Here is a 12,504-nt window from a genome sequence, read left to right on the forward strand (position 1 = left end):
GATTTAGGATTAATTATGGCCCGCAAGACCCCCATTGAGCGCTACCGCAACATCGGTATTTCCGCTCACATCGACGCAGGTAAGACCACCACCACCGAGCGCGTGCTGTTCTACACCGGCGTGAACCACAAGATTGGCGAAGTGCACGACGGCGCCGCCACCATGGACTGGATGGAGCAGGAACAAGAGCGCGGTATCACCATTACCTCCGCGGCGACCACCTGCTTCTGGAAAGGCATGGCCAACAACTTCCCAGAACACCACATCAACATCATCGACACCCCGGGCCACGTCGACTTCACCATCGAGGTGGAGCGTTCGATGCGCGTGCTGGACGGCGCTTGCATGGTTTACTGCGCCGTGGGCGGCGTGCAGCCACAGTCGGAAACCGTGTGGCGTCAGGCTAACAAGTACAAAGTGCCACGTCTGGCCTTCGTCAACAAGATGGACCGTACCGGCGCCAACTTCTTCAAGGTCTACGACCAGATGCGCGCGCGCCTGAAGGCCAACCCTGTCCTGATCCAGATCCCGATCGGCGCCGAAGAAAACTTCAAGGGCGTGATCGACCTGGTCAAGATGAAGGCCATCATCTGGGACGACGCTTCCCAGGGCATGAAGTTCGACTACGTGGACATCCCTGCCGAGCTGGCCGATTCGGCCGCCGAATGGCGCGAGAAGATGGTCGAAGCCGCCGCTGAAGCCAGCGAAGAGCTGATGAACAAGTACCTGGAAGAGGGCGACCTGTCCGAAGCCGACATCAAGAAAGCACTGCGCGAGCGTACCATCGCTTCCGAGATCGTGCCGATGATGTGCGGTACCGCGTTCAAGAACAAGGGCGTGCAAGCCATGCTGGACGCCGTGATCGAGTTCCTGCCATCGCCAGTGGACATCGCCGCTGTGTCGGGCACCGACGAGCACGAAGAGCCAGCCACCCGTAAAGCGGCTGACGACGAGAAGTTCTCGGCTCTGGCCTTCAAGATCATGACCGACCCGTTCGTCGGCCAGCTGGCCTTCTTCCGCGTGTACTCGGGCGTGATCAACGCCGGCGACACCGTCTACAACTCGGTCAAGGGCCGCAAGGAACGCCTGGGCCGTATTCTGCAGATGCATGCTAACCAGCGCGAAGAGATCAAAGAAGTGCGCGCCGGCGACATCGCCGCTGCCGTGGGCCTGAAGGACGTGACCACCGGTGAAACCCTGTGCGATCCAGCCTCCATCATCACGCTGGAAAAGATGGTGTTCCCTGAGCCTGTGATTCAGCAGGCCGTCGAGCCTAAGACCAAGGCTGACCAGGAAAAGATGGGCCTGGCCCTGAACCGCCTGGCACAGGAAGATCCTTCGTTCCGCGTGAAGACCGATGAAGAATCGGGCCAGACCATCATCGGTGGTATGGGCGAGCTGCACCTGGAAATTATCGTCGACCGTATGAAGCGCGAATTCGGCGTGGAAGCGACCGTCGGCAAGCCACAAGTGGCGTACCGCGAAACGATCCGCAAGTCGGTGTCGGACGTGGAAGGCAAGTTCGTCAAGCAGTCCGGTGGTCGCGGCCAGTACGGCCACGCCGTGCTGACGGTCGAACCGCAGGAACAAGGCAAGGGCTTCGAGTTCGTCGACGCCATCAAGGGCGGTGTGGTTCCTCGCGAATACATCCCTGCGGTGGAAAAAGGCGTGCGCGAAACGCTGCAGAACGGTGTTCTGGCCGGCTACCCAGTGGTTGACGTGAAAGTCACGCTGACCTTCGGTTCGTACCACGATGTGGACTCGAACGAAAACGCGTTCCGCATGGCCGGTTCGATGGCGTTCAAGGAAGGCTGCAAGCGCGCCAACCCCGTCATCCTGGAGCCAATGATGGCCGTGGAAGTGGAAACGCCGGAAGACTACGCCGGTACCGTGATGGGCGACCTGTCGTCCCGCCGCGGTATGGTGCAGGGCATGGACGAAATCCCAGGCGGCGGCGGCAAGATCATCAAAGCCGAAGTGCCGCTGTCGGAAATGTTTGGTTACTCGACCACCCTGCGTTCCGCAACGCAAGGCCGTGCGACCTACACGATGGAATTCAAGCACTACTCCGAAGCGCCTAAGCATGTGATCGACGCGATCGTCACCGCGAAAGCCAAGTAATTTTAAAAATTGGGCGGCCGGGGAGATCCTCCGGCCCCTTTAACACATTGTTTTAAGGAAGAATAAAATGGCAAAAGAGAAATTCGAACGGACCAAGCCGCACGTCAACGTCGGCACCATTGGTCACGTTGACCACGGCAAGACCACCCTGACCGCTGCGATCGCAACCGTGCTGTCGAAGAAATTCGGCGGCGAAGCGAAAGCCTACGACCAGATCGACGCTGCGCCTGAAGAAAAAGCACGCGGCATCACCATCAACACCGCGCACGTCGAGTACGAAACCGCTACCCGTCACTACGCTCACGTTGACTGCCCAGGCCACGCCGACTACATCAAGAACATGATCACCGGTGCTGCCCAGATGGACGGCGCGATCCTGGTGTGCTCGGCCGCTGACGGCCCAATGCCACAGACCCGCGAGCACATCCTGCTGGCCCGTCAGGTTGGCGTTCCATACATCATCGTGTTCCTGAACAAGTGCGACCTGGTCGACGACGCAGAACTGCTGGAACTGGTCGAAATGGAAGTGCGCGAGCTGCTGTCGAAGTACGAGTTCCCAGGCGACGACCTGCCTATCGTCAAAGGTTCGGCCCGTATGGCGCTGGACGGCGACACCGGCCCACTGGGCGAACAGGCCATCATGCAACTGGCTGAAGCCCTGGATTCCTACATCCCAACGCCAGAGCGCGCTGTGGATGGCGCCTTCCTGATGCCTGTGGAAGACGTGTTCTCGATCTCGGGTCGCGGCACCGTGGTGACCGGCCGTGTTGAGCGTGGCGTGATCAAGGTCGGCGAAGAGATCGAAATCGTCGGTATCAAAGACACCGTCAAGACCACCTGCACCGGCGTGGAAATGTTCCGCAAGCTGCTGGACCAGGGTCAAGCCGGCGACAACGTTGGTCTGCTGCTGCGCGGCACCAAGCGTGAAGACGTGGAGCGTGGCCAGGTTCTGGCCAAGCCAGGTTCGATCAAGCCGCACAACCACTTCACCGGCGAGATCTATGTGCTGTCGAAAGACGAAGGTGGCCGTCACACCCCGTTCTTCAACAACTACCGTCCTCAGTTCTACTTCCGTACCACGGACGTGACCGGTTCGATCGAGCTGCCAGCCGATAAAGAAATGGTTATGCCAGGCGACAACGTGTCGATCACCGTCAAGCTGATCAACCCGATCGCAATGGAAGAAGGTCTGCGCTTCGCAATCCGCGAAGGTGGCCGTACCGTCGGCGCCGGCGTGGTTGCCAAGATCATCGCCTAATTTTTAAGCGTTGACGTCTAGGGGCCGACAAGGTGTGTTACCATGTCGGCCCTTGCAGTACCCACCGTTCTTTTTAAAATTGCTGGCGCTACAAAGTTGCCAGTTCGCTCTTTGAAGGAATTACCATGTCCGTTACCAATCAAAAGATCCGTATCCGCCTGAAGGCCTTCGACTACAAGTTGATCGACCAGTCCGCCCTGGAAATCGTGGACACCGCCAAGCGCACCGGCGCCGTGGTCAAGGGCCCAGTCCCTCTGCCTACCCGCATCCAGCGTTTCGACGTGCTGCGTTCGCCACACGTGAACAAGACCTCGCGCGACCAGTTCGAAATCCGCACCCACCAGCGCCTGATGGACATCGTCGATCCTACCGACAAGACCGTTGACGCCCTGATGAAGCTGGACCTGCCAGCTGGCGTGGACGTCGAAATCAAACTGCAGTAATCGCTGCCAGGCCGGCGGGGTGTCCCGCCAGCCGCTCCGGGCCGGCCTCTCCGCATTGCGGACAGGCCGGCCTTGTTCATGGCGGGCCGGCCGGCGCCGTGCCGGAAAGCTGACATACCCCGTATTTAGTTGTTGCGTCAAGACCCAAATGACGCTACACTAGCCGGCTTCGGTATGGATTCGCCTTTTTCTGGTCCGTACTAATTTTGTAGTTCAACAAAGCCCCGCCCAATCGTAGGTGGGAATGGAGAAAAAATGAGCCTTGGCCTCCTCGGTCGCAAGGTTGGTATGATGCGTATCTTCACCGATGACGGGGATTCGATCCCAGTCACCGTGTTGGACGTTTCGAACAACCGTGTTGCGCAAATCAAAACGCCTGAAACGGATGGTTATTCCGCAGTTCAGGTTGCATTCGGTCAACGTCGCGCTTCCCGCGTGACCAAAGCCGTCGCTGGTCACCACGCTAAAGCAGGTGTTGAAGCCGGTACTCTGTTGAAAGAGTTCCGCGTGGACGCCGCTAAAGCTGCCGAACTGAAAGCTGGCGACGTCGTTGCCGCTTCCCTGTTCGAAGTCGGTCAGAAGATCGACGTGCAGGGCGTGACGATCGGTAAAGGTTACGCCGGTACCATCAAGCGTCACCACTTCGCCTCGGGCCGTCAGACCCACGGTAACTCCCGTTCGCACAATGTTCCAGGTTCCATCGGTATGGCGCAGGATCCAGGCCGCGTGTTCCCAGGTAAGCGCATGACCGGTCACCTCGGTGACGTCAACCGCACCATCCAGAACCTCGAAATCGCCCGTATCGACGCCGACCGCCAGCTGCTGCTGGTCAAGGGTGCCGTACCTGGCGCGAAAAATGGCCAGGTTGTCGTGTCGCCTGCCGTTAAAGTTAAAGCAAAGAAGGGAGCTTAATCGATGGAACTCAAGCTCTTGAACGCGCAAGGTCAAGCCGCCTCGAACGTAGCTGCCGCCGACACCGTCTTCGGCCGTGACTACAACGAAGCGCTGATCCACCAAGTGGTTGTGGCCTACCAGGCCAACGCTCGCAGCGGTAACCGCAAGCAGAAAGACCGTGAAGAAGTTCACCACACGACCAAGAAGCCATGGCGCCAAAAAGGTACCGGCCGCGCTCGTGCTGGTATGTCGTCGTCGCCACTGTGGCGCGGCGGTGGTCGCATCTTCCCGAACTCGCCTGACGAGAACTTCACCCATAAAGTGAACAAGAAGATGTACCGCGCCGGTATCTGCTCGATCCTGTCGCAACTGGCCCGCGAAGACCGTCTGTCGGTCATCGAAGACCTGACGATCGAAGCACCGAAGACCAAGCTGCTGTCGCAAAAGCTGACCGGCATGGGTCTGGACTCCGTGCTGATCATCACCGACGCCGCCAACGAAAACCTGGAACTGGCTTCGCGCAACCTGCCGAACGTGCTGGTTGTGGAACCACGTCACGCAGACCCGATGTCCCTGGTGTTCTACAAGAAGATCCTGGTCACCAAAGCTGCACTGGCTAAGATTGAGGAGATGCTGGCATGAGCGCAGTGAAATTTAGCGAAGAGCGCCTGATGAAGGTACTCGTGGCGCCCGTCATTTCCGAAAAAGCCACCATGGTGGCGGAGAAGAACGAACAGATCGTGTTCCGTGTCTCCCCGGATGCGACCAAGCCAGAAATCAAGGCCGCCGTTGAACTGCTGTTCAAGGTGGAAGTGGAATCGGTGCAGACCGTCAACCGCGAAGGTAAGCAGAAGCGCACCGGTGCCCGCATCGGCCGTCGCAACCATACCAAGCGCGCTTTCGTGTGCCTGAAGCCCGGCCAGGAAATCAATTTCTCCGAGGAGGCTAAATAATGGCACTCGTTAAGATGAAGCCAACCTCGCCAGGCCGTCGCGGCATGGTGAAGGTGGTCAACGCCGACCTGTACAAGGGTCGTCCGTTCGCCGCCCTGGTTGAGAAAAAATCCAAGACCGCCGGCCGTAACAACAACGGCCACATCACCACCCGCCACATTGGCGGTGGTCACAAGCAGCACTACCGTCTGGTCGACTTCAAGCGCCAGAAGGATGGCATTCCTGCGAAAGTGGAACGGATCGAATACGATCCTAACCGCACCGCGCACATTGCCCTGCTGTGCTACGCCGACGGCGAGCGCCAGTACATCATCGCCACCAAAGGCATGAGCGTCGGCGACACCGTGATGAACGGCGCGGAAGCCCCGATCAAGGCCGGTAACTGCCTGCCGATCCGCAACATCCCGGTCGGTACCATCATGAACTGCGTCGAAATGCTGCCAGGTAAGGGTGCCCAGATGGCCCGTACCGCCGGCGCCGGCGTCGTGCTGATGGCCCGCGAAGGCACCTACGCTCAAGTGCGTCTGCGCTCGGGTGAAGTGCGCCGCGTGCACATCGAGTGCCGTGCCACCGTGGGTGAAGTCGGCAACGCCGAACACAGCCTGCGCAAGATCGGTAAAGCCGGTGCCATGCGTTGGCGCGGTGTTCGTCCTACCGTCCGCGGTGTGGTCATGAACCCGATCGACCACCCGCACGGTGGTGGTGAAGGCCGCACTGCAGCGGGCCGTCACCCAGTGTCGCCATGGGGCCAGCAGACCAAGGGCAAGAAGACGCGCAGCAACAAGCGCACTTCGTCGATGATCGTCTCGCGCCGCGGCAAGAAATAAGGATAAATCATGACTCGTTCATTGAAAAAAGGGCCGTTCTGTGACGCCCACCTGGTGAAGAAGGTCGAAGCCGCGCAAGCTGCCAAGGACAAGAAGCCAATCAAAACCTGGTCCCGTCGTTCGACCATCATGCCTGACTTCATCGGCCTGACGATCGCTGTGCACAACGGCAAGCTGCACGTGCCCGTGTATGTCTCCGAGAACATGGTTGGTCACAAGCTTGGCGAATTCGCGCTGACCCGCACGTTCAAGGGCCATGCCGCTGACAAGAAGGCGAAGAAATAATGGAAACTAAAGCTATCCTCAAGGGTGTGCGCTTGTCGGATCAGAAAGGCCGCCTGGTGGCGGACATGATCCGCGGCAAGAAGGTTGACGCTGCGCTCAACATTCTGCAATTCAGCCCGAAAAAAGGCGCGACCATCATCAAGAAAGTGCTGGAGTCCGCGATCGCGAACGCCGAGCACAACGATGGTGCCGACATCGACGAACTGTTCGTGAAAACGATCTACGTCGAAAAGGGCCCGATCCTGAAGCGCTTCACCGCGCGTGCAAAAGGTCGTGGCGATCGTATCTCGAAACAATCGTGTCACGTGTACGTGACCGTCGGTAACTAAGGAGCCACGATGGGTCAGAAAATTCATCCAACTGGTTTCCGCCTGGCGGTTACCCGTAACTGGGCCTCGCGTTGGTACGCAGGCAACGGCAACTTCGCTTCGATGCTGAACGAAGACCTGAAGGCACGCGCCTACCTGAAGACCAAGCTGAAGAACGCTTCCGTCGGCCGCATCGTGATCGAGCGTCCTGCCAAGAACGCGCGCTTCACCATCTACAGCTCGCGTCCAGGCGTCGTGATCGGCAAGAAGGGCGAAGATATCGAAGTGCTGAAGTCGGCACTGACCAAGATCATGGGCGTGCCAGTGCACGTCAATATCGAGGAAATCCGCAAGCCGGAAATCGATTCGCAACTGATCGCCGATTCCATCGCCCAGCAGCTGGAAAAGCGCATCATGTTCCGCCGCGCCATGAAGCGTGCGATGCAAAACGCCATGCGTCTGGGTGCCCTGGGCATCAAGATCATGTCGTCGGGCCGTCTGAACGGCATCGAGATCGCCCGCAAAGAGTGGTACCGCGAAGGCCGCGTGCCTCTGCATACCCTGCGCGCTGACATCGACTACGGCACCAGCGAAGCATCGACCACCTACGGCATCATCGGCGTCAAGGTGTGGGTTTACAAGGGTGACCGCAACGCCGCCGGCGAAGCGCCAGTCATCGAGACCCCAGCTGACGAGAAGAAGAGCCGCGGTCCACGTCGTGACGACGGCAAACCAGCCGGCCGCCCACGTCCAGCCGGTGCGAAACCATCCACAGCGCCAGGTGCGCGTGTGCGTGCCGCCAAGCCGGCCGCTGCGCCAGCTGAGAAAGCAGGAGAATAACCATGCTGCAACCAGCACGCAGAAAGTATCGTAAAGAGCAGAAGGGCCGTAACACCGGTATCTCGCACAGCCGCGGCACCGCCGTGTCGTTCGGCGAGTTCGGTCTGAAAGCCGTTGCCCGCGGCCGTATCACGGCCCGTCAAATCGAGGCAGCACGTCGCGCCATGACCCGTCACATCAAGCGTGGTGGCCGGATCTGGATCCGCGTGTTCCCGGACAAGCCAATCTCGAACAAGCCTGCCGAAGTCCGTATGGGTAACGGTAAGGGTAACCCCGAGTACTACGTCGCTGAAATCCAGCCAGGCAAAGTCCTGTACGAGATGGATGGCGTCGCAGAAGAGCTGGCGCGTGAAGCGTTCCGTCTGGCCGCTGCCAAACTGCCGCTGGCAACCACCTTCGTGGTGCGCCAGGTTGGCCAATAAGAGGAGTGAAATATGAAAGCATCTGAACTCCGCGGCAAAGACCAGGCAGCTCTGCAACAAGAGCTGAACGATCTGCTGAAGGCCCAGTTTGGTCTGCGTATGCAAGTGGCAACGCAACAGCTGAGCAACACTTCGCAGCTCAAGAAGGTACGCCGCGACATCGCGCGTGTAAAAACGGTAATGAACACCAAGGAAGCCAAATGACCGAACCAGTGAAAAAGCCGCTCAAGCGCACGCTGATCGGTAAAGTGGTGTCCGACAAAATGGACAAGACCGTAACCGTTCTGATCGAACGTCACGTCAAACATCCTTTGTACGGCAAGATCATCGTGCGCTCCAACAAGTACCATGCGCACGACGAGACCAACCAGGTGAAAGCCGGTGACACGGTGGAAATCGTGGAAGGTCGCCCGATCTCGAAGACCAAGGCATGGACCGTGACCCGTGTGGTGCAAGCCGCACAAATCGTTTAATTAGAAAAACCTCCCGCCCGGCAACGGTCGGGGGGTGTTTTTAATTAGTTCTTGCAAGCCCGCAAATTGTATGTAATACTTGCGGGCTTCGTTCATGTAACGCCGCAAAGTGTCTGGCCACAGACGCTGAACCGTGCGGTCAGTGCAGTACGAAGGTCAAGCACCCAAACATCGGGGCCTGCATGGGCGCCGCTGGCGGGACCAAGACTGACCGCAGGTCCGCATTGTGTGGATTCTTCGGCTTAAGTTGGGAAAGAGAATACTATGATTCAAACTGAAAGCCGGCTCGAAGTGGCCGACAACACCGGTGCCAAGGAAGTCATGTGCATCAAGGTGTTGGGCGGCTCCAAGCGCCGTTATGCTGGCATCGGCGACGTGATCAAGGTGACCGTGAAGGTTGCTGCGCCACGCGGCCGTGTCAAAAAAGGTGAAATTTATAACGCCGTGGTTGTGCGCACCGCCAAAGGTGTGCGTCGCCAAGACGGTTCCCTGGTCAAGTTCGACGGCAATGCCGCCGTGCTGCTGAACGCCAAGCTGGAACCGATCGGTACCCGTATTTTTGGACCAGTGACGCGCGAGCTGCGCACTGAAAAGTTCATGAAGATCGTGTCCCTGGCACCGGAAGTCCTGTAAGGAGTCGTAATGGATAAGATTCGTAAAAACGACGAAGTCATCGTGCTGACCGGGAAAGACAAGGGCAAGCGCGGCGTCGTTTCGCGTCGCGTCGACGCTGAGCACGTCGTGGTTGAAGGCATCAACGTCGCCAAGAAAGCGACCAAGCCTAACCCTATGACTGGCGTACAAGGTGGTATCGTCGATAAGACTATGCCGATTCACGTGTCCAACGTGGCATTGTTCAATGCTGCGACTGGCAAGGCAGACCGCGTGGGCTTCAAGGAAGTGGACGGCAAGAAAGTCCGCGTCTACAAGTCCTCCGGCGAAGTAGTGAAGGCTTAAGAAATCATGGCACGTCTCCAAGAATTCTATAAAGAAAAGGTCATCGCCGACCTGACCGCGAAATTCGGTTACAAAACGGTGATGGAAGTTCCACGTCTGACCAAGATCACCCTGAACATGGGTCTGTCGGAAGCGGTCGCGGACAAGAAGATCATTGAGCACGCAGTAGGCGACCTGACCAAGATCGCCGGCCAGAAGCCGGTCGTCACCAAGGCCCGTAAAGCTATTGCAGGCTTCAAGATCCGTGAAGGCTACCCGATCGGTACCATGGTCACCCTGCGCGGCGCTCGCATGTACGAGTTCCTGGATCGCTTCATCACCGTGGCCCTGCCACGCGTGCGCGACTTCCGCGGTGTGTCCGGCCGTTCCTTCGATGGTCGTGGTAACTACAACATCGGCGTGAAAGAGCAGATCATCTTCCCGGAAATCGAGTACGACAAGATCGATGCGCTGCGTGGTATGAACATCTCCATCACCACCACCGCCAAGACCGACGACGAAGCGAAAGCGCTCCTCGCCGCCTTTAAATTCCCGTTCAGGAACTAAGTAGATCATGGCAAAACTCGCACTGATTAACCGTGAGCAGAAACGTGTCGACCTGGCGAACAAGTTCGCCGCCAAGCGCGCTTCGCTGAAGGCCATCATCGATGACCAGTCGAAATCGGAAGAAGAGCGTTACGAAGCGCGCCTGAAACTGCAGGCCCTGCCACGTAACTCGAACCCGACTCGCCAGCGCAACCGTTGCGCCGTCACCGGTCGTCCACGCGGCACCTTCCGTAAATTCGGTCTGGGCCGTATCAAGCTCCGTGAATTCGCCATGCGTGGTGAGATCCCGGGTATGACTAAAGCAAGCTGGTAATAGGAGAATAAGCAATGAGTATGAGCGATCCTATCGCCGATATGCTGACCCGCATTCGCAACGCCCAGGGCGTTCAAAAAACGACCGTGGCCATGCCATCGTCGAAAGTCAAAGTAGCGATTGCCAACGTCCTCAAGGACGAGGGTTACATTGAAGATTTCGCCGTCGCCGAAGCTGGTGGCAAGGCGGAACTGAAAATCGGTTTGAAGTATTATGTTGGCCGTCCCGTCATCGAGCGCCTCGAGCGCGTGTCCCGTCCAGGCCTGCGCGTCTACAAGGGCAAGGACGAGATCCCAACCGTGATGAACGGCCTGGGTGTGGCGATCGTGTCGACCCCGCAAGGCGTCATGACTGACCGCAAAGCCCGCGCCACCGGCGTCGGCGGCGAAGTCATCTGCTACGTCGCATAAGGAGTTACACATGTCTCGAGTAGCTAAAATGCCAATCGCTGTGCCAGCTGGCGCTGATGTCGCCATCTCCGCACAAGCGATCACCGTCAAGGGCCCGCTGGGCGTCCTGACCCAGGGCCTGAACGGCCTGGTCAAGGTGGAAAACAACGCCGGTACCCTGAATTTCGAACCGGTCAACGACAGCCGCGAAGCCAACGCCATGTCCGGCACGCTGCGCGCCCTGGTCAACAACATGGTCACCGGCGTCACCAAGGGCTTCGAGAAGAAGCTGAACCTGGTCGGCGTGGGTTACAAGGCGCAAGCGCAAGGCGACAAGCTGAACCTGTCGCTGGGCTTCTCGCACCCTGTCGTGCACACCATGCCAGCGGGCGTCACCTGCGCCACCGCTACGCCAACGGAGATCGTCATCAAAGGCATCGACCGTCAGCAAGTGGGCCAAGTGGCCGCTGAAGTTCGCGCTTACCGCGCCCCTGAGCCTTACAAGGGCAAGGGCGTCCGTTATTCGGACGAAGTGGTGAAGATCAAAGAAACCAAGAAGAAGTAACTAGGGGCTGACGATGGACAAGAAAGAATCACGTCTGCGCCGCGGACGCCAAACCCGGATCAAGATCGCGCAATTGAAAGTGAACCGCCTGTCGGTCCACCGCACCAACCTGCACATCTACGCGAACCTGATCTCGCCGGACGCCAAAGTACTGGTGTCGGCCTCCACGGCCGAAGTCGAAGTGCGCAACGAACTGGCTGGCAAGTCGGGCAAGGGTGGCAACGCCGCCGCTGCCGCACTGGTCGGCAAGCGCGTCGCAGAGAAAGCACTGAAAGCAGGAATCACCGAAGTCGCGTTCGACCGCTCCGGTTTCCGTTACCACGGCCGTGTGAAGGCGCTGGCAGAAGCCGCGCGCGAAGCCGGTCTGAAGTTCTAAGGAACGATCATGGCAAAAATGCAAGCAAAAATGCAGGGCGATAAGCCTGATGATGGCATGCGCGAAAAAATGATCGCGATCAACCGCGTGACCAAAGTGGTCAAGGGTGGTCGCATCATGGGTTTCGCCGCGCTGACCGTGGTCGGTGACGGCGATGGCCGCATCGGCATGGGCAAGGGCAAGTCGAAGGAAGTACCAGTCGGTGTGCAGAAGGCAATGGAAGAAGCCCGTCGCAACCTGATCAAGGTGCCTCTGAAGAACGGTACCCTGCAACATACGGTAGAGGGCCGTCACGGCGCCTCGAAAGTGATGATGAGCCCAGCCAAGCCTGGTACGGGCGTCATCGCCGGCGGCGCTATGCGCGCAATCTTCGAAGTAATGGGCGTGACGGACGTGGTGGCCAAATCCACCGGCTCGTCGAACCCTTACAACCTGGTTCGCGCCACGCTGGACGGTCTGGCAAAAATGAGTACTCCTGCTGACATCGCCGCCAAGCGCGGTAAGTCGGTGGAAGAGATCCTGGGCTAAGGTGGA

21 protein-coding genes are annotated in these 12,504 nt (G+C 58.7%); all 21 read left to right on the forward strand.

Annotation, left to right across the window (positions count from 1 at the left end; translation table 11 throughout):
- The first annotated feature begins 15 nt into the window (after positions 1-15).
- A complete protein-coding gene (fusA, locus tag H3H37_RS09675; protein ID WP_182161855.1) occupies positions 16-2,121 on the forward strand; it encodes an elongation factor G in 2,106 nt (701 codons plus the stop codon).
- A gap of 67 nt (positions 2,122-2,188) precedes the next feature.
- Positions 2,189-3,379, forward strand: coding sequence for an elongation factor Tu (gene tuf, locus H3H37_RS09680; RefSeq protein WP_182161783.1), 1,191 nt, complete (start codon positions 2,189-2,191; stop codon positions 3,377-3,379).
- 125 nt (positions 3,380-3,504) lie between these two features.
- The gene (rpsJ, locus tag H3H37_RS09685) at positions 3,505-3,822 is read left to right on the forward strand and encodes a 30S ribosomal protein S10 (protein WP_117014469.1); all 318 of its coding nucleotides are present in this window, start codon (positions 3,505-3,507) and stop codon (positions 3,820-3,822) included.
- Between the two features lie 255 nt (positions 3,823-4,077).
- Positions 4,078-4,734 (forward strand): 50S ribosomal protein L3, encoded by a 657-nt coding sequence (gene rplC, locus H3H37_RS09690; protein WP_182151378.1) that lies wholly within the window; start codon positions 4,078-4,080, stop codon positions 4,732-4,734.
- Positions 4,735-4,737: 3 nt separating this feature from the next.
- Positions 4,738-5,358, forward strand: a complete 621-nt coding sequence (gene rplD, locus H3H37_RS09695; protein ID WP_182161857.1) for a 50S ribosomal protein L4 — start codon at positions 4,738-4,740, stop codon at positions 5,356-5,358.
- Positions 5,355-5,669, forward strand: a complete 315-nt coding sequence (gene rplW / locus H3H37_RS09700) for a 50S ribosomal protein L23 (RefSeq protein WP_182151376.1) — start codon at positions 5,355-5,357, stop codon at positions 5,667-5,669. The genes rplD and rplW overlap by 4 nt, the downstream gene beginning before the upstream one ends.
- Entirely contained in the window at positions 5,669-6,496 is an 828-nt protein-coding gene (gene rplB / locus H3H37_RS09705; protein ID WP_182161859.1) for a 50S ribosomal protein L2, read from the forward strand. Before rplW ends, rplB begins: the two co-directional genes overlap by 1 nt.
- A 9-nt stretch (positions 6,497-6,505) precedes the next feature.
- Positions 6,506-6,781: a 30S ribosomal protein S19 gene (gene rpsS / locus H3H37_RS09710; protein ID WP_008444295.1), complete on the forward strand. Its 276-nt coding sequence runs from the start codon at positions 6,506-6,508 to the stop codon at positions 6,779-6,781.
- A complete protein-coding gene (gene rplV, locus H3H37_RS09715; protein WP_182162140.1) occupies positions 6,778-7,110 on the forward strand; it encodes a 50S ribosomal protein L22 in 333 nt (110 codons plus the stop codon). Before rpsS ends, rplV begins: the two co-directional genes overlap by 4 nt.
- A 9-nt stretch (positions 7,111-7,119) precedes the next feature.
- On the forward strand, positions 7,120-7,929 hold the full coding sequence (gene rpsC, locus H3H37_RS09720) for a 30S ribosomal protein S3 (protein ID WP_182151374.1): 810 nt from the start codon (positions 7,120-7,122) through the stop codon (positions 7,927-7,929).
- Positions 7,930-7,931: 2 nt separating this feature from the next.
- Positions 7,932-8,351 carry a 50S ribosomal protein L16 gene (gene rplP, locus H3H37_RS09725; protein ID WP_056404292.1) on the forward strand — a complete coding sequence of 140 codons (420 nt, stop codon included), beginning with the start codon at positions 7,932-7,934 and terminating at the stop codon, positions 8,349-8,351.
- Positions 8,352-8,363: 12 nt separating this feature from the next.
- Complete coding sequence (rpmC, locus tag H3H37_RS09730; RefSeq protein WP_182151373.1) at positions 8,364-8,555, forward strand: 50S ribosomal protein L29; 192 nt, start codon at positions 8,364-8,366, stop codon at positions 8,553-8,555.
- Positions 8,552-8,824, forward strand: coding sequence for a 30S ribosomal protein S17 (gene rpsQ, locus H3H37_RS09735; RefSeq protein ID WP_182151372.1), 273 nt, complete (start codon positions 8,552-8,554; stop codon positions 8,822-8,824). The genes rpmC and rpsQ overlap by 4 nt, the downstream gene beginning before the upstream one ends.
- Positions 8,825-9,088: 264 nt before the next feature.
- Entirely contained in the window at positions 9,089-9,457 is a 369-nt protein-coding gene (gene rplN, locus H3H37_RS09740; RefSeq protein ID WP_008444317.1) for a 50S ribosomal protein L14, read from the forward strand.
- Positions 9,458-9,466: 9 nt separating this feature from the next.
- Entirely contained in the window at positions 9,467-9,781 is a 315-nt protein-coding gene (rplX, locus tag H3H37_RS09745; protein ID WP_182161861.1) for a 50S ribosomal protein L24, read from the forward strand.
- Positions 9,782-9,787: 6 nt separating this feature from the next.
- Positions 9,788-10,327 (forward strand): 50S ribosomal protein L5, encoded by a 540-nt coding sequence (gene rplE, locus H3H37_RS09750; protein ID WP_182161863.1) that lies wholly within the window; start codon positions 9,788-9,790, stop codon positions 10,325-10,327.
- A gap of 7 nt (positions 10,328-10,334) precedes the next feature.
- Entirely contained in the window at positions 10,335-10,640 is a 306-nt protein-coding gene (gene rpsN, locus H3H37_RS09755) for a 30S ribosomal protein S14 (protein WP_182151370.1), read from the forward strand.
- A 14-nt stretch (positions 10,641-10,654) separates the two neighbouring features.
- Positions 10,655-11,050: a 30S ribosomal protein S8 gene (gene rpsH, locus H3H37_RS09760; protein ID WP_093556907.1), complete on the forward strand. Its 396-nt coding sequence runs from the start codon at positions 10,655-10,657 to the stop codon at positions 11,048-11,050.
- A 10-nt stretch (positions 11,051-11,060) separates the two neighbouring features.
- Entirely contained in the window at positions 11,061-11,594 is a 534-nt protein-coding gene (gene rplF / locus H3H37_RS09765) for a 50S ribosomal protein L6 (protein WP_182161865.1), read from the forward strand.
- A 13-nt stretch (positions 11,595-11,607) separates the two neighbouring features.
- Positions 11,608-11,970: a 50S ribosomal protein L18 gene (rplR, locus tag H3H37_RS09770; RefSeq protein WP_182151368.1), complete on the forward strand. Its 363-nt coding sequence runs from the start codon at positions 11,608-11,610 to the stop codon at positions 11,968-11,970.
- Between the two features lie 9 nt (positions 11,971-11,979).
- A complete protein-coding gene (rpsE, locus tag H3H37_RS09775; protein WP_182161867.1) occupies positions 11,980-12,498 on the forward strand; it encodes a 30S ribosomal protein S5 in 519 nt (172 codons plus the stop codon).
- Positions 12,499-12,504: the final 6 nt, after the last annotated feature.

The organism is Rugamonas brunnea, assembly GCF_014042345.1.
Lineage (GTDB): Bacteria > Pseudomonadota > Gammaproteobacteria > Burkholderiales > Burkholderiaceae_D > Rugamonas > Rugamonas brunnea.

What these genes read in the sequence shown, in the direction of transcription:
- tuf (WP_182161783.1), top strand. Translation starts at nt 2,189, where the DNA reads ATGGCAAAAGAGAAATTCGAACGGACCAAGCCGCACGTCAACGTCGGC.
- rplE (WP_182161863.1), top strand. Translation starts at nt 9,788, where the DNA reads ATGGCACGTCTCCAAGAATTCTATAAAGAAAAGGTCATCGCCGACCTG.
- rpsN (WP_182151370.1), top strand. Translation starts at nt 10,335, where the DNA reads ATGGCAAAACTCGCACTGATTAACCGTGAGCAGAAACGTGTCGACCTG.
- rplR (WP_182151368.1), top strand. Translation starts at nt 11,608, where the DNA reads ATGGACAAGAAAGAATCACGTCTGCGCCGCGGACGCCAAACCCGGATC.
- rpmC (WP_182151373.1), top strand. Translation starts at nt 8,364, where the DNA reads ATGAAAGCATCTGAACTCCGCGGCAAAGACCAGGCAGCTCTGCAACAA.
- rpsH (WP_093556907.1), top strand. Translation starts at nt 10,655, where the DNA reads ATGAGTATGAGCGATCCTATCGCCGATATGCTGACCCGCATTCGCAAC.
- rplX (WP_182161861.1), top strand. Translation starts at nt 9,467, where the DNA reads ATGGATAAGATTCGTAAAAACGACGAAGTCATCGTGCTGACCGGGAAA.
- rplB (WP_182161859.1), top strand. Translation starts at nt 5,669, where the DNA reads ATGGCACTCGTTAAGATGAAGCCAACCTCGCCAGGCCGTCGCGGCATG.
- rplC (WP_182151378.1), top strand. Translation starts at nt 4,078, where the DNA reads ATGAGCCTTGGCCTCCTCGGTCGCAAGGTTGGTATGATGCGTATCTTC.
- rplP (WP_056404292.1), top strand. Translation starts at nt 7,932, where the DNA reads ATGCTGCAACCAGCACGCAGAAAGTATCGTAAAGAGCAGAAGGGCCGT.
- fusA (WP_182161855.1), top strand. Translation starts at nt 16, where the DNA reads ATGGCCCGCAAGACCCCCATTGAGCGCTACCGCAACATCGGTATTTCC.
- rplD (WP_182161857.1), top strand. Translation starts at nt 4,738, where the DNA reads ATGGAACTCAAGCTCTTGAACGCGCAAGGTCAAGCCGCCTCGAACGTA.
- rplF (WP_182161865.1), top strand. Translation starts at nt 11,061, where the DNA reads ATGTCTCGAGTAGCTAAAATGCCAATCGCTGTGCCAGCTGGCGCTGAT.
- rpsC (WP_182151374.1), top strand. Translation starts at nt 7,120, where the DNA reads ATGGGTCAGAAAATTCATCCAACTGGTTTCCGCCTGGCGGTTACCCGT.
- rpsS (WP_008444295.1), top strand. Translation starts at nt 6,506, where the DNA reads ATGACTCGTTCATTGAAAAAAGGGCCGTTCTGTGACGCCCACCTGGTG.
- rplW (WP_182151376.1), top strand. Translation starts at nt 5,355, where the DNA reads ATGAGCGCAGTGAAATTTAGCGAAGAGCGCCTGATGAAGGTACTCGTG.
- rpsQ (WP_182151372.1), top strand. Translation starts at nt 8,552, where the DNA reads ATGACCGAACCAGTGAAAAAGCCGCTCAAGCGCACGCTGATCGGTAAA.
- rplN (WP_008444317.1), top strand. Translation starts at nt 9,089, where the DNA reads ATGATTCAAACTGAAAGCCGGCTCGAAGTGGCCGACAACACCGGTGCC.
- rpsE (WP_182161867.1), top strand. Translation starts at nt 11,980, where the DNA reads ATGGCAAAAATGCAAGCAAAAATGCAGGGCGATAAGCCTGATGATGGC.
- rpsJ (WP_117014469.1), top strand. Translation starts at nt 3,505, where the DNA reads ATGTCCGTTACCAATCAAAAGATCCGTATCCGCCTGAAGGCCTTCGAC.